General features: G+C 72.3%; 15 protein-coding genes. 11 read left to right on the top strand and 4 right to left on the bottom strand.

Going from position 1 to position 22,280, the window contains the following annotated elements; genetic code table 11:
- Positions 1–46 precede the first annotated feature (46 nt).
- From OG338_RS26730 to OG338_RS26720, 3 genes are all read left to right on the top strand, one after another.
- The gene (locus OG338_RS26730; RefSeq protein ID WP_405939780.1) at positions 47–712 is read left to right on the top strand and encodes a DUF3105 domain-containing protein; all 666 of its coding nucleotides are present in this window, start codon (positions 47–49) and stop codon (positions 710–712) included.
- Positions 709–1,356 carry a DUF305 domain-containing protein gene (locus OG338_RS26725; protein WP_405939779.1) on the top strand — a complete coding sequence of 216 codons (648 nt, stop codon included), beginning with the start codon at positions 709–711 and terminating at the stop codon, positions 1,354–1,356. The genes OG338_RS26730 and OG338_RS26725 overlap by 4 nt, the downstream gene beginning before the upstream one ends.
- A 75-nt stretch (positions 1,357–1,431) precedes the next feature.
- Positions 1,432–2,673, top strand: a complete 1,242-nt coding sequence (locus OG338_RS26720; protein ID WP_405939778.1) for an ROK family protein — start codon at positions 1,432–1,434, stop codon at positions 2,671–2,673.
- 88 nt (positions 2,674–2,761) lie between these two features.
- Here the strand turns inward: OG338_RS26720 and xylA are convergent, their stop codons facing one another.
- Positions 2,762–3,931, bottom strand: a complete 1,170-nt coding sequence (gene xylA / locus OG338_RS26715; protein WP_405939777.1) for a xylose isomerase — start codon at positions 3,929–3,931, stop codon at positions 2,762–2,764.
- 229 nt (positions 3,932–4,160) lie between these two features.
- Here xylA and xylB point away from each other — a divergent pair, with 229 nt between their 5' ends.
- The 3 genes from xylB (at position 4,161) to OG338_RS26700 (ending at position 7,833) form a co-directional block, all read left to right on the top strand.
- Positions 4,161–5,651 carry a xylulokinase gene (gene xylB, locus OG338_RS26710; protein ID WP_405939776.1) on the top strand — a complete coding sequence of 497 codons (1,491 nt, stop codon included), beginning with the start codon at positions 4,161–4,163 and terminating at the stop codon, positions 5,649–5,651.
- Between the two features lie 83 nt (positions 5,652–5,734).
- Complete coding sequence (locus tag OG338_RS26705) at positions 5,735–7,000, top strand: VWA domain-containing protein (RefSeq protein WP_405939775.1); 1,266 nt, start codon at positions 5,735–5,737, stop codon at positions 6,998–7,000.
- Entirely contained in the window at positions 7,000–7,833 is an 834-nt protein-coding gene (locus tag OG338_RS26700; protein ID WP_405939774.1) for a hypothetical protein, read from the top strand. Before OG338_RS26705 ends, OG338_RS26700 begins: the two co-directional genes overlap by 1 nt.
- 88 nt (positions 7,834–7,921) lie before the next feature.
- Here OG338_RS26700 and OG338_RS26695 read toward each other — a convergent pair whose 3' ends face one another.
- The 3 genes from OG338_RS26695 to OG338_RS26685 form a co-directional block, all read right to left on the bottom strand.
- A complete protein-coding gene (locus OG338_RS26695; RefSeq protein WP_405939773.1) occupies positions 7,922–8,500 on the bottom strand; it encodes a TetR/AcrR family transcriptional regulator in 579 nt (192 codons plus the stop codon).
- Positions 8,501–8,579: 79 nt separating this feature from the next.
- On the bottom strand, positions 8,580–10,850 hold the full coding sequence (gene yicI / locus OG338_RS26690; RefSeq protein WP_405939772.1) for an alpha-xylosidase: 2,271 nt from the start codon (positions 10,848–10,850) through the stop codon (positions 8,580–8,582).
- A 52-nt stretch (positions 10,851–10,902) separates the two neighbouring features.
- The gene (locus OG338_RS26685; RefSeq protein WP_405939771.1) at positions 10,903–13,767 is read right to left on the bottom strand and encodes a glycoside hydrolase family 3 C-terminal domain-containing protein; all 2,865 of its coding nucleotides are present in this window, start codon (positions 13,765–13,767) and stop codon (positions 10,903–10,905) included.
- Positions 13,768–14,215: 448 nt separating this feature from the next.
- Here OG338_RS26685 and OG338_RS26680 point away from each other — a divergent pair, with 448 nt between their 5' ends.
- The 5 genes from OG338_RS26680 to OG338_RS26660 all read left to right on the top strand — a co-directional run bounded on the left by OG338_RS26680 (position 14,216) and on the right by OG338_RS26660 (position 22,249).
- Positions 14,216–15,823 carry an extracellular solute-binding protein gene (locus OG338_RS26680; protein ID WP_405940536.1) on the top strand — a complete coding sequence of 536 codons (1,608 nt, stop codon included), beginning with the start codon at positions 14,216–14,218 and terminating at the stop codon, positions 15,821–15,823.
- An 80-nt stretch (positions 15,824–15,903) separates the two neighbouring features.
- Positions 15,904–16,974: an ABC transporter permease gene (locus tag OG338_RS26675; RefSeq protein ID WP_405939770.1), complete on the top strand. Its 1,071-nt coding sequence runs from the start codon at positions 15,904–15,906 to the stop codon at positions 16,972–16,974.
- Positions 16,971–17,933, top strand: coding sequence for a carbohydrate ABC transporter permease (locus OG338_RS26670; protein WP_405939769.1), 963 nt, complete (start codon positions 16,971–16,973; stop codon positions 17,931–17,933). The genes OG338_RS26675 and OG338_RS26670 overlap by 4 nt, the downstream gene beginning before the upstream one ends.
- A gap of 105 nt (positions 17,934–18,038) precedes the next feature.
- Positions 18,039–20,015, top strand: a complete 1,977-nt coding sequence (locus OG338_RS26665) for a beta-galactosidase (protein WP_405939768.1) — start codon at positions 18,039–18,041, stop codon at positions 20,013–20,015.
- Positions 20,012–22,249, top strand: coding sequence for a glycosyl hydrolase family 95 catalytic domain-containing protein (locus OG338_RS26660; protein ID WP_405939767.1), 2,238 nt, complete (start codon positions 20,012–20,014; stop codon positions 22,247–22,249). The genes OG338_RS26665 and OG338_RS26660 overlap by 4 nt, the downstream gene beginning before the upstream one ends.
- Positions 22,250–22,280 lie beyond the last annotated feature (31 nt).

Here is a 22,280-nt window from a genome sequence, read left to right as displayed (position 1 = left end):
GCCGTACGCACTCCGTCCCGCGCCCCACTGAACCCAAGGACCCGTCATGGCTTCCGCCAACAAGCAGAACACCGCCAAGCCCGACAGCCCCACCGCCGCCCGTCGCGCCAAGCTGGACGAGGCCCGTCGTAAGGAGCGGGCCCGTGAGCGCCGCTCCCGCGTCATCACGCTCTCCGTCGGCGTGCTGGTGGTCGCCGGTCTCGTCGTCGGGGGCGGTTATCTGATGAACGCGGCCGATGAGCAGGACAAGGCCGAGGCCGAGGCCAAGATCTCGCCCGTCACCGGCGAGAAGAGCTGGGACAAGCTCACGCAGAACCATGTGGAGAAGACGGTCGACTACCCGATGAACCCGCCGGTCGGCGGCGACCACAACCCGGTGTGGATGAACTGCGACGGTGACGTCTACACCCAGGCGATACCGAAGGAGAACGCCGTCCACTCGCTGGAGCACGGCGCGGTGTGGGTCACGTACACCAGCAAGGCGAAGCCCGCCGACGTCAAGAAGCTGAACGAGCGGGTGTCGAGCACGCCGTACTCGCTGATGAGCCCGGTCGAGGACCAGGAGGCGCCGCTGATGCTCAGCGCCTGGGGGAAGCAGGTCACGGTGAAGAGCGCCACGGACGCGCGCGTCGCGCAGTTCTTCACGAAGTACGTGCAGGGCCCGCAGACCCCGGAGCCGGGCGCCGCCTGCACCGGCGGGATCGCCAAGTGACGGCCGGCCCGCGCACCTCGCGGCCCCTGGTGCTGGCCGGCGGTGCGGTGCTGCTGCTGGCGCTCGCGCTGATCGCGCTGACCTTCGTACGCCCGTCGACGTCGGCTCCCGCGGCGGCCTCCGTGTCCGCGCCGGCCGAGTCCTCGGCCGATGTGGGGTTCGCGCGCGATATGGCGGTGCACCATCAGCAGGCGGTCGAGATGGCGTTCATCGTGCGGGACCGCACCTCGGACGAGGCGGTGCGCCGGCTGGCGTTCGACATCATCAACACCCAGGCCAACCAGCGCGGCATGCTGCTCGGCTGGCTGGAGATGTGGGGCCGGGCGAAGAGCTCCCCCGGGCCGCCCATGGCCTGGATGGGGCACACCTTCACCCCGCGCGGTGACGGTGCGCTGATGCCCGGCATGGCCACCGACGCCGAGCTGGACAAGCTGCGGGCGGCCAAGGGCAGGGACGCCGAGATCCTCTTCCTGAAGCTGATGACCGCGCACCACGAGTCCGGCGCCGAGATGGCCCAGGCGGCGGCCTCGGCGGCGAAGACCGAGCAGATCCGGAATCTGGCGTCGGGCATGGCCCTGGCCCAGAAGTCGGAGATCGCGCTCATGGCGGACATGCTGAAGGAGCGTGGGGCGTCCGCGTCCTGAGGCGGGCCGGGGCCGGGTGGCCCCGGCCTTGCACGACCGTACTGGCGTACGGAATCGCATAGGCTCAGGACCGATATGAAGAGCAACCTCACACCGCTGGGGCCCAAGGCCGACAAGGACACCGTCCGGCGCAGCAATCTGAGCCTCGTGCTGCGGGCCGTCCGCGACGAGGGCGAGGGCGAGGCGACCCGGGCCGGGGTCGCCGCGCGCGTGGGGCTGACCCGGGCCGCCGTGTCCTCGCTGGTCGAGCAGCTGCTCGAAACCGGGTTCCTGACCGAGTCCGGCAAGACGTTCAGCGGGCAGGCCGGCCGCCCCGGGACCGCGCTCAAGACGGCGCGCACCGGGCCGGCCGGGCTCGGGGTCGAGGTCAACATCGACTACGTGTCGGTGTGCGTGGTCGACCTGGCCGGGACCGGCCGGGTCCGTCTCACCGAGCATCTGGACAACCGGGGCACCCCGCCCGCCGAGGTGCTGGCCCGGGCCGCCCGGATCGCCGCGCGCACCCTGGACTCGGCGCGGGAGCAGGAGCTGTATCCGGTCGGTGTGGCCCTGGCACTGCCGGGCCTGGTCTCGGGCGGCGCGGTGCGCCAGGCGCCGAACCTGGGCTGGAACCAGGTCCCGGCCGAGGAGCTGTTCGCCGCCGCGCTGGCCTCGGAGCACCCCGGTCGTCAGGAGCTGCCGGTCCGCTCGGAGAACGAGGCGAATCTGGCGGCCCTGGCCGAGCTGTGGTTCGGCGGCCTGGAGCGCATCCGCAGCTTCCTCTATCTGACCGGTGAGATCGGCGTGGGCGGTGCGCTGGTCATCGACGGCGAGCTGCTGCGCGGGGCGCACGGCTTCGCCGGGGAGATCGGCCATGTGGTGGTGGACCCGAGCGGTCCGCGGTGCCGGTGCGGTTCGCGCGGCTGCCTGGAGCAGTACGCGGGACAGGCGGCGCTGCTGCGGGCGGCCGGGGTCGACGGGGGCGGCGGGCTCGGGGTCGCGGAGCTGGAGAAGCGGGTGCGGGCGGGCGACGAGCGGGCGGTCGGCGCGGTCGCGGAGGCCGGACGGATGCTGGGCCGGGTGCTGTCGGGGGCGGTCAATCTGCTGGACCCGGACGCGGTGGTGCTCGGCGGGATCTACCGGAACCTGATGCCGTGGCTGGCCGCTCCGGCCGACGAGGAGCTGACGGGCCGGGTGGTGTCCGGGCTCTGGGCGCCCGGCGGGGGGCGGCTGCGCGCGTCGTCGGTCGCGGGGGACGCGGCGCGGGGTGCGGCGGCGCTGGTGATGACGGATGTGCTGGCCGACCCGGTGGCGTACGCGCGTCCGGCGATGACCTGAGACACGTAACAGATGACCTGAGACACGTAACAAAGGAGAGGGGGCGGACGCACGGTGCGTCCGCCCCCTCTCCTGTTGCCCCGTGGGGTCAGCGGACGCCGAGCAGGTGGTCCATCGCCAGCTGGTCCAGGGCCTCGAAGGCCATGCCGCGCTCGGCGGCCGCGTCCACGTCGAAGTCCTCGAACGCGGAGCGGTCGGCGAGCAGGCCGGCCACGCCGTCCTCGGCGGTGCGCCGGGCCAGCTCGTCCAGGCGGGAGGCGCGCAGGGCGTCCTGGACGGCCGGGTCGGCGCGGAAGGCGGCGGCGCGCTCCTTGAGGATGAGGTAGTTGCGCATGCAGCCCGCGGCGGAGGCCCAGACGCCGTCGTAGTCCTCGGTGCGCGGCGGCTTGAAGTCGAAGTGGCGCGGGCCGGCGTAGTCGGAGTTCTCCAGGAGGTCGACCAGCCAGAACGCCTGGCGCAGGTCGCCGGCGCCGAAGCGGAGGTCCTGGTCGTACTTGATGCCGGACTGGCCGTTGAGGTCGATGTGGAAGAGCTTGCCCGCCCACAGGGCCTGGGCGATGCCGTGCGGGAAGTTCAGCCCGGCCATCTGCTCGTGCCCGACCTCCGGGTTGACGCCGACCATCTCGGGGCGCTCCAGGCGCTCGATGAAGGCGAGGGCGTGGCCGATGGTGGGGAGGAGGATGTCGCCGCGCGGCTCGTTGGGCTTGGGCTCGATGGCGAACTTCAGGTCGTAGCCCTGCTCGGTGACGTAGTCGCCCAGGAGGTCGAAGGCTTCCTTCATGCGGTCGAGCGCGCTGCGGATGTCCTTGGCGGCGCCGGACTCGGAGCCCTCCCGGCCGCCCCAGGCGACGTAGGTGGTGGCGCCCAGCTCGACGGCGAGGTCGATGTTGCGCATGGTCTTGCGCAGGGCGTAGCGGCGGACGTCGCGGTCGTTGGCGGTGAAGGCGCCGTCCTTGAAGACGGGGTGCGTGAAGAGGTTCGTCGTGGCCATGGGAACGACGAGACCGGCCGTGTCGAGCGCCTGACGGAAGCGCTTGACGATGCCCTCGCGCTCGGTGTCCGAGGAGCCGAAGGGGATCAGGTCGTCGTCGTGGAAGGTCACGCCGTACGCGCCCAGCCCGGCGAGGCGCTGGACGGATTCGACCGGGTCGATCGCGGCGCGCGTCGCGTCACCGAAGGGGTCGCGGCCCTGCCAGCCCACGGTCCAGAGGCCGAAGGTGAACTTGTCCTCGGGGGTCGGTGCGAAGCGTTCCGTCATGGTGGTGCCGCCTTCGGGGCCTTGGGTCCGCAGCCGGTCGGGCGGCCGAACCTCAATTTGTTCACTGTCATGACTAATCATGCACGGGCACCCCGGGCGACGTAAAGCCCCCGGAGCGGAGACGTCCGCACGCGATCGCCGCGAACCCGGAACCGGGCCTGTTCCGGACGGGCTCGATCACGTAATTTGTTTTGCGTACGATCAAATACATCAGCGAATGAGGTCAGCCATGCCGCCGCATACCGTCGTCATCGGTGTGGACAGCTCCACCCAGTCCACCAAGGCGGCGTTCACCGACACCGCCACCGGCCGGCTGCTCGCCGTCGGCCGCGCCCCGCATGTGGTCACCGGCGAGGGCGGTGCGCGCGAGAGCGACCCCGAGGTCTGGTGGCGGGCCCTGCGCGACGCGGTCGCCGCCGGGCTGAAGGAGTCCGGAACCGCCCCGGCGGACGTGATCGGCATCGCGGTCGCCGGCCAGCAGCACGGCCTGGTCGTCCTGGACGCCGGGGGCCGTCCGCTGCGCCCGGCCCTGCTGTGGAACGACACCCGGTCCGCCCCGCAGGCCGCCGCGCTCACCGCCGCGCTCGGCGGACCGGACGCCTGGACCGCGCGCACCGGTTCGGTCCCGGTGGCCGCGATGACCGCGTCGAAGTGGCAGTGGCTGCGGGAGAACGAGCCGGAGACCGCCGAGGCGGCCGCCGCCGTACGCCTCCCGCACGACTTCCTGACCGAGCGGCTGTCCGGCCGGGCCGTCACCGATCCGGGCGACGCCTCGGGCACCTGCTGGTACTCCACCGCGACCGGCTCTTACGACCCGGAGCTGCTGGCGCTCATCGGCCTCGACCCGGCGCTGCTCCCCGAGGTGGCGCCGAGCGGCGGGGCGCGGGTCGGCTCGCTGACGGACGCGGCCGCCGAGGCGCTGGGGCTGCCCGCCGGGATCGCCGTCGCGGCGGGCACCGGGGACAACATGAGCGCCGCCGTCGGGCTGGGCCTGGGCGGCGCCGGGCTGCTGGACCACCCGGTGCTGAGCCTGGGCACCTCGGGCACGGTCTTCGCGGCCTCCCGGACCCGGCCGGCCTCGGCCGCGCTCTCCGGGTTCGCGGCGGCGGACGGTACGTATCTGCCGCTGGCCTGCACCCTCAACTGCACGCTCGCCGTGGACAAGGTGGCCGCCCTGCTGGGCCTGGACCGCGATGACGCCGTGCCCGGCGGCGAGGCGGTGCTGCTGCCGTACCTGGACGGCGAGCGCACCCCGGACCTGCCGACGGCGGCCGGTCTGCTCACCGGACTGCGGCACGACACGACCCCGCGGCAGCTGCTCGGCGCCGCCTACGAGGGCGCGGTGGTGACCGTGCTGCGGGCGCTCGACGAGCTGTCCCGGGCCTGCGGGCTCGACCCGGCGGACCCCGAGGTGGCGGCCCGTCCGCTGCGGCTGATCGGCGGCGGGGCGCAGGGGCGCGTGTGGGTGGAGACCGTACGCCGGCTGTCCGGACGGCCGGTGATCGTGCCGGGGGCCGGGGAGCTGGTGGCGCTCGGGGCCGCGGCGCTCGCCGCTTCGGCGGCGACGGGGGCGGACCCGGTGGCAGTCGCGGCGGGCTGGGACACCGGCGCGGACCTGCTTCTGGAGGCGGTGGAGCGGGATCTGACGGCGTGGGAGCGAGTGGGCTCCGTACTGGAACGGGCGGCCGGGCCGCTGCTCGGCGGGGACCGTACCGGCTGACCGGCCGTCAAAGGCAGCTGTGCGCGGGCACGGCGGCCACCAGCCGTTTTGGATAGCGAACTGATGTTCACTACTATCCGGCGATGATCATAAGAAGAAGGCTGACGGTCGGGGTGGGCATCCTGCTCGCCACCCTGACCGCCGGGCTCGGCTCGGCGCTGCCCGCATCGGCCGACGAAACCCCCACCCAAGCCTCCCCCAAGGTCGAACTGGTCCTCGACGTCAGCGGTTCCATGCGGACCCGCGACATCGACGGCCAGTCCCGGATGAGCGCGGCGAAGCAGGCGTTCAACGAGGTGCTGGACGCGGTGCCGGATCAGGTGCAGCTCGGCATCCGCACCCTCGGCGCCGACTATCCGGGCGACGACCGCAAGGTGGGCTGCAAGGACACCAAGCAGCTGTATCCGGTCGGCCCGCTGGACCGCACCGAGGCGAAGACCGCCGTGGCCACGCTCGCCCCCACCGGCTGGACCCCGATCGGCCCCGCGCTGCTGGGCGCCGCCGACGATCTGGAGGGCGGCGACTCCACCCGCCGGATCGTGCTGATCAGCGACGGCGAGGACACCTGCGGCCCGCTCGACCCGTGCGAGGTCGCCCGCGACATCGCGGCGCGCGGCATCCACCTGGTCATCGACACGCTGGGCCTGGTGCCCAACGCGAAGATCCGTCAGCAGCTGACCTGCATCGCCGAGGCGACCGGCGGCACCTACACGGCCGTCCAGCACACCGACGAACTGTCGGGCCGTGTGAAGCAGTTGGTGGACCGGGCGGCCGAGCCCGTGGTCACCCCGGTCGCCACGAAGGGCGCCGACAGCTGCACGGACGCGCCCGAGCTGAAGCCGGGCCTCTACACCGACCGCGAGAAGTTCGCCGAGCACCGCTGGTACAAGGTCGAGGTGAAGCCCGGTCAGGAACTGCGCGCCTCGGTCAGCGTGTTCGCCGACCGCGCCGTCAACAACGACTACGGGATGCTGCTGCGCGCGGTGACCACGCACGGCCGCGAGATCGTCCGGGGCTCCGAGTCCGGGACCGGGCGCACCGACGCCATCTCGTCCGGGCTGCGCTATCCGAAGCCCGAGCAGGACGACGACGAGCAGACCCCGGAGACCGTGTGCCTCCAGGTCGGCAACTCGTTCTCGGCCCCGGCCTCGGTGAAGACCGCCCCCGGCATGCCGCTTGAGCTGACCGTCGACGTGGTGGACGCGCCGGACGAGGCGGCGGACGTCGCCGCGTTCGGTCTTGGCCACGGCTGGTGGCTGCTGGGCCTGCTCGCCCTGACCGGATTGATCGTGGGTCTGCTCTTCGGCTGGATCTCACGCTGGCGTATCGCTGTCTGGAGGACCCGCTGATGTCCCGTACGAGACGTGTGCTCGCGGGCGCGCTGCTGACCGGCCTGGCCGTGCTGTCCGGGGCGGGCGCCGCCGCGGCCGACGACGCGTCGCCGAGCCCCAGCGCCTCCGGCGACGCTTCGGGCCCCACGGAGGCCGGCACCGCCTTCCGTACCGCCACGGCGCTCCAGCAGGGCGAGACCGCCACCGCCGGGGCCTCGACCGGTGACTACCTGTACTGGGTCTTCCCGGCCGACGCCGGGCAGCGTGCCACGGTGACGGCGAAGGTCACGCTGCCCGAGAGCGCCGCCCGGCACGGGGCGCAGACCTGGCAGGTCGACGTGTACGACGGGCTGCGCCGCCGCCAGGCGTGCATGTACGGCAAGCAGACCGGCACCGCCGCGGCCGACGCCGCCACGGTCGAGCTGACCTGTGTGCTGCGTACCGTCCGGGCCAACGCCGAGCCGTGGGCCAACGACCCGCTGCCGGGCAGCTATTACGTCCGCCTCACGGTCGTGGACCTGGCCCAGGCCGACCTCGGTCTGCCGGTGCGCGCCGAGGTGGAGGTCGACTCGAAGGACCAGGGCGGGTCCGCCGATGTGGACGGCAGCCTGTCGAAGCCGCTGGTCCCGGGGATCTCCTCGGCCGAGCAGGCTTCGGACGACGGCACGGACGCCTCCGCCGAGCCGGTCGCCATGGCCGGTGAGCCCGAGGACGGCTGGTCATCCGGCTGGTGGACCAGCCGCTGGCTGTGGACGGCCGGCGGCGGCATACTCGCCGCCCTCGCGGGCGTCTTCGGCTACTCGGTGACGCGGGGCCGGGGCCGCCCGGCCCACCTGCCGCCGGGCGCCTGACGGCGCACCCACCGCCGGACCGGCCCCTGCCCCGGGGGCCGGTCCGGCGGCGTTACGGGGGTTGGGGTGACCCCACCCCGAGTCACGGTCACGAGGACCCCGGCGCCGGCCAGTTACGCAGGAGGGCGTCCAGCGCGTCCAGGGTGCGGGACCAGGACTCCTGCGAGTCGGGGGCGCTGTGGCTGAACCCGCCCTGCGCCTCCAGGGTGGTGAATCCGTGGAACACACTGCCCAGGAGCCGTACGGCATGCGTCTGGTCCGGCTCGGTCAGGTCGTAGCCGCGCAGGATGGCCCGGGTCATCCGCGAGTGCCGCGGGGCGGCACTCGCGGCCGCCGTTTCGGGGTCCAGCGTCATCTGGGCCGCGGCGTAACGGCCGGGGTGCTCGCGGGCGTAGTCCCGGTACACATCGCCGAAGGCGCTCAGCGCGTCCTTGCCGGCCCGGCCCGCGAGGGCGGCGGCGCCCCGGTCGGCCATCTCCTCCAGGGCGAGCAGGGCGATCCGGGTCTTCAGGTCGTGGGAGTTCTTCAGGTGCGAATAGAGGCTCGCCGCCTTGACGTCGAACCGCCGTGCCAGCGCCGACACGGTCACCCGGTCGAAGCCGGCCTCGTCGGCCAGCTCGGCTCCCGCCCTGGTCAGGCGTTCGGCGGTCAGACCCGCGCGCACCATGGTCGCCTCCTCGTCCGGGGACGGCCATGATGCGCGCACCTAAGGGCCTTAGGCAAATACGAAAGGGCTCAAGGAACGGTTACGCCCCCCGTACCGTCACCGTCCCCCTCCCCTCCCCCGTCGCCCCCGTCGCCTCGGCGACCACGCGGTACGGGCGGTCGATGCGCTCGGAGGCGACGGTCAGGGTGTCGCCGTCGCGCGCCACCCGGAAGGTGGCGGCCGTGGCACCCGTGTGGTCCGGCACGGTCACCTCCGTACCGTCGCCCTCCCCGAACACCCGCAGCGTGAGCCCGTCGAGCCAGTCGCCGTCCGGGCGCCGGTCGTCGCCGCCCCAGGGCAGGACCGCGCCGGGGCGGACGAGGACCGGGAGGCTGTCGAAGCCGTGGGTCTCGTGGCGCCAGGCGGGGCCGGTGACCGTCTCACCGGTGAGCAGGTGGGTCCAGGTGCCCTCGGGGACGTAGTACTCCACCTCGCCGCTCTCCGTGAAGACCGGGGCGACCAGCAGGTCGGGGCCGAGCATGTACTGCCGGTCCAGGGTGCGGGCGGCCGGGTCGTCCGGGAATTCGAGCAGCATGGGCCGCATCACGGGGATGCCGGTGCGGTGGGCGGTGGCGGCGGCACCGTACAGGTACGGCATGAGCCGGTGCTTGAGGAGGGTGAACTCGCGGGCGACGTCCACCGCTTCCTCGCCGAACTCCCACGGCACCCGGTAGGACACGTTGCCGTGCAGCCGGCTGTGCGAGGAGAGCAGCCCGAAGGCGAGCCAGCGCTTGAAGACCGCCGGGTCCGGGGTGCCCTCGAAGCCCCCGATGTCATGGCTCCAGAAGCCGAAACCGGAGAGCGAAAGGGAGAGGCCGCCGCGCAGGGACTCGGCCATCGCCGTGAACGAGGCGAAGCAGTCGCCGCCCCAGTGCACGGGAAACTGCTGGCCGCCTGCCGTGGCGGACCGGGCGAAGAGGACCGCCTCGCCGTGGCCGCGCTCCTTCTCCAGGAGCTCGAAGACCGTCTTGTTGTAGAGCTGCGCGTAGTAGTTGTGCATCCGCTCGGGGTCCGAGCCGTCGTGCCAGACGACATCGGTCGGGACGCGCTCGCCGAAGTCCGTCTTGAAGCAGTCGACGCCCTGGTCGAGCAGCAGCCGCAGCTTGCCGGTGTACCACTCGCGCGCGGCCGGGCTGGTGAAGTCGACCAGGGCCATGCCGGGCTGCCACAGGTCCCACTGCCAGACGTCACCGTTGGGGCGGCGGACCAGATGGCCGAGTTCGGCGCCCTCCGCGAACAGCGCCGACTTCTGGGCGATGTACGGGTTGATCCACATGCTGATCCGCAGCCCGCGTTCCTTGAGCCGGCCGAGCATGCCCTCCGGGTCGGGGAAGACGTCCGGGTCCCAGAGGAAGTCCGACCACTGGTACTCGCGCATCCAGAAGCAGTCGAAGTGGAAGACGGAGAGCGGGATGTCGCGTTCCGCCATCCCCTCCACGAACGAGGTGACGGTCTCCTCGTCGTACGAGGTGCAGAAGGACGTCGTCAGCCACAGGCCGAACGACCAGGCCGGCGGGAGCGCCGGGCGGCCGGTCAGCGCGGTGTAGCGGGCCAGCACCTCCTTCGGGGTCGGACCGGCGACGATGTAGTACTCCAGCGACTGGTCCTCGACGCTGAACTGCACCTGCCCGACCGACTCCGAGCCGACCTCGAAGGAGACCTTGCCGGGGTGGTTGACGAAGACGCCGTAGCCGCGCGAGGAGAGGTAGAACGGGATGTTCTTGTAGGCGAGTTCGCTGCTGGTGCCGCCGTCGGCCTGCCAGATGTCGACGCTCTGGCCGTTCTTCACGTACGGGGTGAAGCGCTCGCCGAGCCCGTAGATGTTCTCGCCGACGTCCAGGGTGAGCTGGGCGATCATGTGGTGGGCGCCGCCAGGAGCGGTGGCGAAGGCGGTGCCCTTGGCGTCGGCTCCGGTGAGGCGGCGGCCTTCGGCGTCGAGGAAGGAGAGGCCCCAGGGCCCTTCGCCGTCCATGCGCAACGTCAGCGGGCCGCTGGTGAGTTCGGTGACACCGCCGTCCTGCCGGGTGCGGGCGCCGGAGCCCGCCGGGTCCAGCCCGGGGAAGGCGAAGTCCGGTCCCCGGCGGGCCTTTCCTGCGTGGTGCGTGGCGCGGACGCCGATGATCCCCTCGGCCGGGGAGAAGCAGTCGACGGTGATGAGCGGGGTGTTGAGGGTGTCACCGCGCGCGGCCACCCGTTTCACCGCCGCGTACGCGGTGAAACGGTCGGCGCTGACACGCAGATCGCGGATCTCGGTCGCGTAGGAGGCGCGTACGCCCTCACGCATGAGCCAGAAGCCGTCGGTGAACTTCATGCGGACTCCTTGCCGGGGGCATCGGAAGGGGGAACGGGGAGGCTGCGGCGTTTCACGCGCCGGCCCCGGTGAAGCCGAGCCGGGCCAGCCGGACCGTGCCGCGCAGGGAGATGCGCAGGTCGCCGGTGCCGGAGGCGGTCAGACCGGCGCGGAGGGTGCGGTGGTCGTACGGTCCGTCCGTGGCGGGCACCGGGACGGTGACGGTGGCGCCGTCGGCGGTGATCAGGACGGCCCCCTCACCGGCGGCCAGCACCTCGACGCCGCTCGTACCGGCGCCGAAGTCACAGCGGCGGTACAGGAGTTCGTTGGTCTCGGCGATGGTGGTGACCGCGTCGCCGTCCGTCTTCGCCCGGTCCACGATCGCGGTGCCCAGCTGCTCGTCGTAGTCGGCCGCCTCCAGTCCCCGGACCAGGACCGGGCGCGGCCCGGCCGGTTCGCCGCCGACGGTGACGACCGTGACGTCCCGGATGTCCGTGCTGGAGGCGCCCGCCCGAAGCTCGTACGCGCCGGGCTCGACGGCCCAGCGGCCGTGCGCCACGTCCCAGTGGCCCAGCTCCTCGACCGGCACGGTGAACGCGACGCGCTCGGCGGAACCGGGGGCCAGGTGCAGCCTGCGGTGCCCCACGAGCTGGCGCAGCGGCCGGGGTACGGACGGGGCCACGGCCCTTGCGTACAGCTGGGCGACCTCGTCGGAGGCGACGGCGCCGGTGTTGGTGACGTTCAGCGAGACGTGCAGCAGCTCGCCCTCGCGTACGGCGGTCAGGTCGCTGTACGTGAAGTCGCTGTAGGTGAGCCCGTGGCCGAACGGGTACAGCGGGGTGCCCTCGTAGTACAGGTAGGTCTGCCGGGAGCCGATGATGTCGTAGTCCAGGAGGCCGGGCAGCTCCGCGTCGGAGGTGTACCAGGTCTGCGGGAGCCGGCCGGCCGGGGAGACGTCGCCGGCGAGGACGCGGGCCAGCGCGGTGCCCGCCGCCTGGCCGCCGTGCGCGGTCCACAGCAGTGCGGGCAGGGTGGCGGCGGCGTCGGTCAGGGCGTACGGGTAGGCGGAGGTGACCGCCAGGACGGTGCGCGGGTTGGCGGCGTGGGCGGCGCGCCAGAGGCGTTCCTGCTGGGCGGGCAGGTCGAGGGTTGCCCGGTCCTCGGTCTCGCGGCCGTTGATGTGCGGGTCGTTGCCGACGACCACGATCACGGTGTCGGCGGCAGCGGCGGCGCGGGCGACGGCGTCCTCGCCGCGCTCGGTGATCTCGGTCTCGAAGACGGTGGCGGCGGCCGCGGAATTTTTCTCGTCCGGGGCGGCAACCTTTACGCCGTCGGCGGCGACTGAGACATACCCACCCGTTCCGATGTGCAGAAGGCGGTGACCGCCGGCATGACCTTCCACCGCCTCCCGCCGGAAGGTCTCCTGGACGATCCAGCCGCCCGGCTCGTCCGCGGAGGCGCGTACGAAGCCGTCCTCGGCGACCGAGAGATAGCGGCCGGCCGGCTCCCGCAGGGTGATCACACCGCCGCCCCAGTCCACGAGCGCCAGCTCGGACGGGGTGTCGGCGCAGGTCAGCGGGGGCAGGTCGGTGCGGCCCGCGAGCAGTGCCGGGTCGAGCGCGCCCTCCGCGCCCCGCGCCGCGTCACCGGCCGGGTCCGCCTCGGGGATGTGCAGCCAGCCGTCCGCGCACTTGACGCGGACCAGGTCGGCGCCCTCGGCGTGGATCACCCGGTCGGCGCCGAAGCGTTCGCGGAGTCCGTCGAGCGGGGTGGCGCGGTGGATCAGGGTGCCGCTGTACCAGTCGAGCTTGCAGGCGTCCGCGAGGAGCCCGACGACGGCGACGGTCCGGCCGGCGTCCGGGGCGAGCGGCAGCAGCCCGTCGTTCTTGAGGAGCACGACGGCCTGCTCGGCGGCCTCCCGGGCGAGCGCCCGGTGCTCCTCGGTGTCGAGTGCGCCGGTGTCCGCGTACGGGTCCAGCCCGGGGTCGAACTCGCCGAGGGCGAAGCGCATATGGAGCAGGCGGCGGACGGCGGTGTCGATGTCCTGCTCGTCCAGCAGGCCGCGCTTCAGGGCGCCCTGGATGCGGGCGGTCATGACGGAGGAGTCCTGGCCGTGGTCGGTGAAGCTGTCGACGCCGGCGCGCAGGGCGGCGGCGGTCGCCTCCTCGTGGGTGTCGAAGTAGTGCTCGGAGTCGACCAGGTTGGTGGGCGCTCCGGCGTCGGAGCAGACGGCCAGGGGCTGTTCGGTCCAGGTGCGCAGATGCCGGGAGAGCAGCGGCGACACATGGTTGGGGCGGCCGTTGACCAGGTTGTACGCGGGCATCACCCCGGCCACCGCGCCGGCGCGGACGGCGTCGCGGAAGGCCCGGAGGTCGTATTCGTGCAGCACCCTCGGGCGGACCGAGGAGGACGAGGTGTCGCGGTCGGTCTCGTTGTTGTGGGCGAGCCAGTGCTTGAGGACGGGGGCGGTGCGCCAGTAGTGCGGGTGGTCGCCGCGCAGGCCCCGGGTGTACGCGACGGCGATGGCGGAGGTGAGCCCGGCGTCCTCGGAGTACCCCTCCTCGCCGCGCCCCCAGAGCGGGTGGCGCAGCAGGTTGACGGTGGGGGCCCAGACGTTGAGCCCGACCCGGTCGTCGTGGGCGCGCTTGGTGCGGACCTCGTCGCCGACGGCCTCGCCGACGCGGCGGACCAGGTCGTCGTTCCAGGTGGCGCCGAGCCCGACGGCCTGCGGGAAGACCGTGGCCTGCCCCATCCAGGCGACGCCGTGCAGGGCCTCCTGGCCGGTGCGGAAGGCGGCGAGCCCGAGCCGGTCGACCGCCGGGGCGAACTGGTGCAGCATCGCGACGCGCTCGTCGGGGGTCAGCCGCCGGAGCAGGTCGTCGACGCGCTCCGCGAAGGGCAGTCGCGGGTCGCGGAAGGGCTGCGGTTGTTCCGTCACGTGCGGGTCCTTCGTCAAAGGTGGGAGGTATGGCGGTGCCGGCGCGTCGTGCGGGCCACGGAGCAGCCTCGGACGATCTTTCGAAGCGCTTCGATGCTCGACGGACGACCCCGCGCATGTCAAGGGGCCGCCCCCGGTCTCCGCCGCCTGCACGCCCTCGTTGCACCAGGGGAGGCGGGAAAACAGGTCGGAGGAATCTGTAAACGGACTCTTGTGCGGCCGGGACCCTTCACTTAACCTCGCTGCAACATCGAAGCGCTTCGACAGAGCTTCGACCGACTTGCGAAGGGGCTCCCTCGCCCCTGATCCCCCGGGACGGCGACACCGTAGGACGCCTCCCCGTTGAACCGCCGCACCTGGTGCGCCTCGAAGGGTTGACGCAATGACGCCACATTCCTCCCCCTCCGCCTCCGCCCCGAGCCGGAGAAGCTTCCTCGCCACGGGCGCGGTGGCGGCCGTCGCCGTGGCCGGCGGGGTGCCGCTGCTCGCCGCGTGCGGCGGGTCCGGCTCCGGCGCCGGAAGCAAGGAGGGCACGACCACGGGCAAGGCCCTGAAGAAGGTCGTGCCGAGCTATGCGCCGCTGAATCTGGTCGAGCCGGACGTCCCCGGCGTCAACGGTTCCAGCCCGGGCTTCACCAAGCTCCCCGACCCGCTGGTGGTGTCGGTCAAGTCGGTGCCGGGCAAGGGCTCGGAGTTCCGGGTGATGACCCCGTTGTGGGGCACGGTCCCGAAGAAGAACAACCCGTACTACACGGCCGTGAACAAGGCGGTCGGGGCGACGCTGAACTTCGACCCGCAGGACGGCAACACGTACCAGGACAAGATCGGCGCGGTCCTCGCCGGCTCGGACATCCCGGACGTCATGACGATCCCCGGCTGGAACATGCAGGGGCAGATCCGCAACGCCATCACCGCGAAGTTCGCCGACCTCTCCCCGTATCTCGCGGGTGACGCCGTCAAGAAGTACCCCAACCTGGCCAACATCCCCACCGGGGCCTGGCAGTACTCGGTCTTCGGCGGCAAGCTGCGCGGACTGCCCATGCCGACGCCGGTCATCGGCAACGCGATCTTCTACCGCAAGGACCTGACCGGCTCCGGCGCCGTCCCGGCGAGCGCCGACGACCTGCTGTCCTTCGGCAAGGAGTACACCGCCCCGAGGAAGAAGGTGTGGGCCTTCGACGACCTGTGGACCTGCATCCAGAAGATATTCGGGCTGCTCCCGGACGCGCCGCACTACTGGCAGCTGGAGAACGGCAAGCTGGTCCACAAGATCGAGACGCAGGAGTACCGGGAGGCGCTGGCCTTCGCCCGTAAGCTCCACGACGGCGGGTACGTCCACCCGGACGCCGAGGCCAACAAGGACGCCGACGCGAAGATCCGCTTCACCAGCGGACACGTCGTCATGTACAACGACGGTACCGGCGGCTGGAAGGGCATGGTCACCGAACAGGCCGCCGCCAACCCGAAGTTCGACATGCAGGCGCTGGACTTCTTCCACCACGACGGCGGCGAGCCGGTCCTGTGGCAGGACGACCCGGCGGGCATCTTCACCTTCCTCAGCAAGAACCTCTCCAAGGACAGGATCCAGGAGTTCCTGGCGATCGCCGACTACGCGGCCGCGCCGTTCGGCACCGAGGAGTTCATGCTCACCAACTACGGGGTGAAGGGCACCCATTACACGATCAAGGACGGCACCCCGACGTACACCCCGCAGGGCGTCGAGGAGGCGCAGCCCTCCACCTTCCTGTTCGTGGCCTCGCCGCCCACCTCCATCGCCTACCCGGACCAGCCGCAGCTGGCCAGGGACTACGCGGGCTGGATGGCACGCCAGGCGCCGCACATCAAGAAGCCCCTCTTCTTCGGCATGCAGGTGGTCGAGCCGCAGCGTTACGCCTCCCTGTACACCCCCTTCGACGACCTCCAGAAGGACATCCGCCGGGGGCGCAAGAAGGTCGCCGACGTCGAGGACGCGGTGAACACCTGGAAGAAGAGCGGCGGCGACAAGCTGCGCGACTGGTACCAGGACATCCTCGACAAGAACGGCTCCGGCAACTGACGCGTACGTACGAGAGGTAGGGCCGCCGGGCACGCACAGCCCGGCGGCCGGGGTCACGAGCACGACATGGGGAGCACAGGGTGAAGGCACGGGCCACGGTCGCGGCCGCCCCGGACCGCCCCGCCGGCGGGGCGGGCGTCCCGGGCGGCGGGAGCGGCGCCGGGGACGGCGACGACGGGGAGACGAGGAGCGCGGGCAGGACGCGGGCCGGGGGCGGGCCCCGGCGGGAACGGGACGGGATCACCTGGCGGCAGCGGCTGCGGCGCGACCGCACGCTGATCCTGATGACGATGCCGGCCATCGCGCTGCTGCTGATCTTCAACTACATCCCACTGCTCGGGAACATCGTGGCCTTCCAGGACTACGACGTGTACGACCTGGGCATCACGGGCAGCCCGTTCGTCGGGTTCGACAACTTCACCCGGATCTTCGAGGACTACCGCTTCTGGGAAGTCCTCGTGAACACGCTGGTCATCTTCGTGACCCAGCTGGTCCTGTTCTTCCCGATCCCGATCGCCATCGCGCTGCTGCTCAACACGATCATGAGCACCCGGGTCCGGGCCTGGGTGCAGGCGGTCGTCTATCTGCCGCACTTCTTCTCCTGGGTGCTCGTCGTCACCGTCTTCCAGCAGATGTTCGGCGGCGCCGGACTGGTCGCCCAGTGGCTGCGCGAGCACGGCCACGAGGGCTTCGACCTGATGACCGATCCGGGCTTCTTCAAGTTCCTGGTCAGCGCACAGGCCGTGTGGAAGGACGCCGGCTGGGGCGTCATCGTCTTCCTGGCCGCGCTCGCCGCCGTCAACACCGATCTGTACGAGGCCGCCGCCGTCGACGGGGCCGGCCGCTGGCGCCGCATGTGGCACGTCACGCTGCCCGCGCTGCGCCCGGTCATCGCGCTGCTGCTCGTGCTGCGGGTGGGCAGCGCGCTCAACCTCGACTTCGAACAGATCCTGCTCCAGCGCGACCAGGTGGGCGCGGGGGCCTCGGAAATCCTGGACACCTACATCTGGTGGACGGGCATCAAGACCGGCGACTTCGGCTACGCGGCCGCCGCCGGCATCTTCAAGGGGCTGTTCAGCGTCGCCATGGTGCTGGGTGCCAACAAGGTCGCCCACATGCTGGGCGAGCAGGGGGTGTACTCCAAGAAATGACAACTCTCCTGGACCAGCGGGCGGAGCCGGCGCCCCACACCGAGACATGCCTCCAGCGCGCCCTGCGCATCGAACCGCGCCCGGTGTGGGAGGAGGAGCCGACGAAGGCCGGGCTGGCCTTCAAGGGCTTCGGGCTCGTCGCGATCTGCGCGGTCATCATCGTCCCCATCTGGGTGGTGCTGGTGACCAGCCTCTCCGACACCAGGACCATCAACGACGCGGGCGGCCTGGTCGTCTGGCCGAAGCACATCACCTTCGTCGCGTACAAGGAGCTGCTGAGCGGGGGCGCGGTGACCCGCGCGGCGGCCGTCAGCGTCGGTCTGACCGTCGTCGGTACGGCCGTCAGCATGGCGGTCTCGATCCTCTGCGCGTACGGGCTCAGCCGCCGCGACTCGTACGCGCACCGCCCGCTGCTGATGACGCTGATGGCGACCATGTTCTTCGGCGCCGGCCTCATCCCGACGTATCTGCTGGTCACCGGGATCGGGCTGAGCGACAGCTACTGGTCGATGATCCTGCCGAGCGCGATCAGCGTGTTCAACGTGCTGGTGCTGCGCGGCTTCTTCATGGACACCGCGCCCGAACTCATCGACGCGGCCCGCATCGACGGGGCCGGTGAGTGGCGCATCCTGCTACAGATCATCATGCCGCTGTCACGTGCGGTGATCGCGGTGATCTCGCTGTTCTACGCGGTCGGCTACTGGAGCCAGTGGTTCAACGCGATGCTCTACATCCAGGACAGCGACAAATACCCCTTGCAGATGATCCTGCGTCAGCTGGTCCTCCAGCACCAGGTACCGCCGGGCGCGATGGGCGCGGCCGTCAGCAGCGGCCAGATCAACAGCCTCGCGGTGCAGATGGCGGTGATGATCCTCGCGCTGATCCCGGTCGCGGTGCTGTCCCCGTTCGTCCAGAAGCATTTCCAGAAGGGCATGCTCACCGGCGCCGTGAAGGGCTGACCGGCCCCGCACCCCTGGGGGGTGTCTTGTCGATCAGCGTCGTGGACCCGGCCCTGATCGGCAAGACACCCCCCTGAACCCCCACCCAGGAGAACCGGAGACGCCATGCCGTCCCTGCGCGACGCGGCCCGTGGCCGCATCCTCTTCGGAGGCGACTACAACCCCGAGCAGTGGCCCGAGGAGGTGTGGGAGGACGACGTCCGGCTGATGAAGGAGGCCGGCGTCAACTCCGTCACCCTCGGCGTCTTCTCCTGGGCGAAGATCGAACCCCGCCCCGGGGCGAGGGAGTTCGACTGGCTGGACCGGCTGATGGACCTGATGCACGCCCATGGCATCGGCGTCGTGCTCGCCACCCCGACCGCGTCCCCGCCACCCTGGATGGGGGCCCGGCACCCGGAGACGCTGCCGCGCGCGGAGGACGGGTCCATCGTCTGGTACGGCTCTCGCCAGCAGTTCTGCGCCAGCTCACCGGTCTACCGCCGTTACGCCGCCGCGCTCACCGAGGACCTGGCCGCGCGGTACGCGGAGCATCCGGCGCTCACCGTGTGGCACATCAACAACGAGTACTGCACGCACTGCTGGTGCGACGAGACGGCGGGCCACTTCCGCCGCTGGCTGCGTGCCCGGTACGGAACGCTCGACGCCCTCAACGAGGCGTGGGGTACGGCCTTCTGGAGCCAGCGGTACGACGCGTGGACGGAGATCCTGCCGCCGCGCAAGGCGCAGTACATGAGAAACCCCACCCAGGTGCTGGACTTCAGACGTTTCACGTCCGACGCGCTGATGGAGTGCTTCACCGCCGAACGCGACATCGTCGCCCGGCACACCCCGCACATCCCGGTGACCACCAACTTCATGCCGCTGTGGTCGGGCCAGGACGCCTGGGCCTGGTCGGCCGAGGAGGACATCGTCTCGGTCGACGTCTACCCGGACCCGCGCGACCCGTGGGGCGGGCAGTACAACGCGATGCTCGCCGACATGACGCGCTCGCAGGCGGACGGCCCGTGGATGCTGATGGAGCAGGCGGCGGGCGCGGTGAACTGGCGGGGCGTCAACCACCCGAAGCCGGAGGGGCTGAACCGGCTCTGGTCGCTCCAGTCGGTGGCGCGCGGCGCCGACGCGATCTGCTACTTCCAGTGGCGGCAGTCCCGGCAGGGCTCGGAGAAGTTCCACTCGGGCATGGTCGGCCACGCCGGTGAGCAGGGCCGCGCCTTCCGCGAGACCCGGCGGCTGGGCGGCGAGCTGGCCGCGATCGGCGCCGCCGTGTCCGGTACGGGCGTGGCCGCCGAGGTGGCCGTCCTGCACGACTGGGACGCCTGGTGGGCGGGCGCCCAGGAGGGCGGCCCGTCCGCGCTGCTCGACTACCCGGAGGTGATCCGGAGCTGGCACCGGGCGCTGTGGGAGAACGGCACGCCCACGGACTTCGCCCGCCCCGACGCCGACCTGAGCCGGTACAAGGCGGTCCTCGTCCCGCACCTCTACCTCCTCGACGACACGGCGGTCGGCAACCTCGTGGCGTACGTACGAGGCGGCGGGCGCCTGGTGTGCGGGTTCTTCAGCGGCATCGCGGACGTGGACGACCGCATCCGGCCGGGCGGGATGGACGCCCGGCTGCGGGAGCTGTTCGGGATCGCGACCCTGCACGAGTGGTGGCCGCTGGAAGCGGACGAGACCGTGGAGTGCGACGGTTTCCGGGGCACCCTGTGGTCCGAGGAGCTGGAGGCGGCCGAGGGCACCGAGGTGCTGGCCGCCTACCGGGACGGCGAGCTGGCCGGGCTGCCCGCCGTGCTGCGCCGGGGCCGCGCGGTGTACGTGTCGACGCTCCCCGAGCCCCCGGCGCTGCGGGCCCTGCTGTCCGGCGTGGTCCGGGAGGCCGGGGTGGAGCCGGTCCTCGCCGGGCTGCCCGAGGGGGTGGAGGCGGTGCGCCGGGGCGAGCTGCTGTTCCTGCTGCACCACCGCCGCGAGATGGTCACCGTCACCGTGCCCGGCGGGTACGAGGACCTGCTCACCGGGCGCGCGGTGACGGACCGGATCGCGCTCGGCCGCTACGGCGTCGCGGTGCTGCGGAGAGCCGCGCCGTGACCGCGCGTACGGACATCGACTCCACCTGGGAGCCGCGCCCCGCCGCCCGCTGGGAGGACGCCTTCCTCGGCGGCAACGGCCGGCACGGCGCCATGGTGTACGGCGACCCGGCCGACGACCGCGTGATCGTCAACCACCACACCCTGGTCCGGCCCAACGGCAGCCGGCACGTCCGGCCGCCGGAGCTGGCGGACCGGCTGGGCCGGGTCCAGAGCGCGCTGCTCGCCGGGGACACCGGGGCGGCGGAGCACTTCGGCGCGGGCCGGCCGCTGGTGTGGGTGCAGCCCTTCCACCCGGCCTTCCAAACCCGCGTCCGGCCGGTGCCCGGGAACGCCGCCGACCCGGCCGCGGGCTACCGCCGGGCGGTCGACTTCGCCACCGGTGAGATCACCGCCGGCTGCGAGTCGTGGCGCAGCCGGGTCTTCGTCTCGCGCGCCGACGATGTGATCGTCCAGTACGTCACCGGGCCGGGGCTCGCCGTGGACGTGACGCTCGACCACGGTCTGCCGGGCGCCCCGCCCCGGCTGGCCGTCGGCCGGAGCACCGTGCTCACCCCGGACGGGGCCCGGCTGTCGCTGCGCGCGGGCTACCCGGACAGCGAGCTCGCGTACACCGGTGCGACGGTGCTCCGCACGGAGGGCGGCCGGGTGTCGGTGGCGGGCGAGGGTGTCCGCGTCGAGGGCGCGCGGAGCCTGTTGCTGCTGACCCGGGTGCGCCGGCACACCGGACACCTGGACCTGGCGGCGGAGTGCGCCGCGCTGCCGGGTGACGGGTATGCCGCGCTGCTGGCCCGGCATGTGGCGCTGCACCGGCCCGCCTTCGAGCGGGCGGCGCTCACCCTGGACGCGGACCCGGCCGAACGGACGCTGCCCGGCTCGGAGTTGCTCCGTCGACCGGACAGCCCGGCGCTGCTTGAGCGGCTGTGCGCGGCGGGCCGCTACCACCTGCTGTCCGCGTCCGGGGCCCTGCCGCCCCGGCTGACCGGGCTCTGGACGGGCGACTGGGACACCGCCTGGTCGGGGGCGTTCACGACGAACGCCAATCTGAATCTCCAGGTCGCCTCGGCCGCGGCGGCGGCACTGCCGGAGGTGTCCGAGGCCCATGCGGCGCTGGTGTACGGGCAGCTCGCGGACTGGCGGGACAACGCGCGGGCCATCTTCGGGGCGCGCGGGATCGTGGCCCCGTCGCACACGGACGGCGAGTCCGGGCACACCCGGCACTACCAGCGCGCCTACCCGCTGCATCTGTGGACGGCGGGCGCGGACTGGCTCCTGGAGCCGCTGATCGAGCACGCGGAGACGACGGGGACCGAGGACCCCCGGCTGACCGCCGCCCTGCATGAAACGGCCCTGTTCTACGAGGACTTCCTGACCCGGACCGGCCCGGACGGGCGAGTGGCCGTGGTGCCCTCGTACTCACCGGAGAACCGTCCGGCCAACGCGAGCTGGGGCACGGTCGACGCGACGATGGACCTGGCGGCGGCCCGGCACGCGCTCACCGCGTCGGCCGACCGCTGCCCCGATACCCTGGTCGCCGGGCGCCGCCGGGCGCTGGCGGACCGGCTCGCCGACTACCGGGTGAACGAGGACGGCGCGCTCGCCGAGTGGGCGTGGCCGGGGCTGGCGGAGACATACGACCACCGCCATCTCAGCCACCTGTACCCGGTGTGGCCACTGGACGCGGTCAATCCGTACGACACGCCGGAGCTGGCCGCCGCCGCGCACCGGGCGCTCGAACTGCGGGGCGCGGAGAACGACTCGGCGCACGGCCATCTGCACCACACGCTGATCGCGGCCCGGCTGCGCGACGGGGCCCGGGCCTCGGCGGCGGTCCGGTCGGTGCTCGCGGGCGACTTCTTCCACGACTCGCTGATGAGCGCCCACTACCCGGGCCGCGATGTGTACAACGCGGACGCGGCGCACGCGCTGCCCGCGGCCGTGATCGAGTCGCTGGTGCAGTCGACCCCGCACCGGCTGGTCCTGCTGCCCGCTCCGCCAGCGGGCTGCCCGGGCGGTGAACTGCGCGGTGTGCTTACGCGGTTCGGCGCGTCCGTGGACCTGCGCTGGTCGGCGGACGGCACCGCGACGGCGGTGCTGCGCCCGACGCGTGACGCCCGGGTCGACATCCGTACGGGCGAGGCCCACACCCGTACCGAAGCCTCCGCCGGCTCCCCCTCGGCTCCTCTGGAGCTGACGGCCGGCGTGGACCGCGTCCTGGAACTCCGGGCGCGGTAGCACTCCCCCCACCCACCATGGAAGGACGACC

Origin of the sequence: Streptomyces sp. NBC_00726, assembly GCF_045161735.1 — a bacterium.
Taxonomy (GTDB): Bacteria; Actinomycetota; Actinomycetes; order Streptomycetales; family Streptomycetaceae; genus Streptomyces.
This window is presented reverse-complemented; position numbering and strand designations above follow the sequence as displayed.

Coding starts and splice junctions, on each gene's coding strand:
- OG338_RS26700 (WP_405939774.1), top strand. CDS start 7,000: ATGTCCCGTACGAGACGTGTGCTCGCGGGCGCGCTGCTGACCGGCCTG.
- OG338_RS26705 (WP_405939775.1), top strand. CDS start 5,735: ATGATCATAAGAAGAAGGCTGACGGTCGGGGTGGGCATCCTGCTCGCC.
- xylB (WP_405939776.1), top strand. CDS start 4,161: ATGCCGCCGCATACCGTCGTCATCGGTGTGGACAGCTCCACCCAGTCC.
- OG338_RS26695 (WP_405939773.1), bottom strand. CDS start 8,500: ATGGTGCGCGCGGGTCTGACCGCCGAACGCCTGACCAGGGCGGGAGCC.
- OG338_RS26665 (WP_405939768.1), top strand. CDS start 18,039: ATGCCGTCCCTGCGCGACGCGGCCCGTGGCCGCATCCTCTTCGGAGGC.
- yicI (WP_405939772.1), bottom strand. CDS start 10,850: ATGAAGTTCACCGACGGCTTCTGGCTCATGCGTGAGGGCGTACGCGCC.
- OG338_RS26720 (WP_405939778.1), top strand. CDS start 1,432: ATGAAGAGCAACCTCACACCGCTGGGGCCCAAGGCCGACAAGGACACC.
- OG338_RS26730 (WP_405939780.1), top strand. CDS start 47: ATGGCTTCCGCCAACAAGCAGAACACCGCCAAGCCCGACAGCCCCACC.
- xylA (WP_405939777.1), bottom strand. CDS start 3,931: ATGACGGAACGCTTCGCACCGACCCCCGAGGACAAGTTCACCTTCGGC.
- OG338_RS26670 (WP_405939769.1), top strand. CDS start 16,971: ATGACAACTCTCCTGGACCAGCGGGCGGAGCCGGCGCCCCACACCGAG.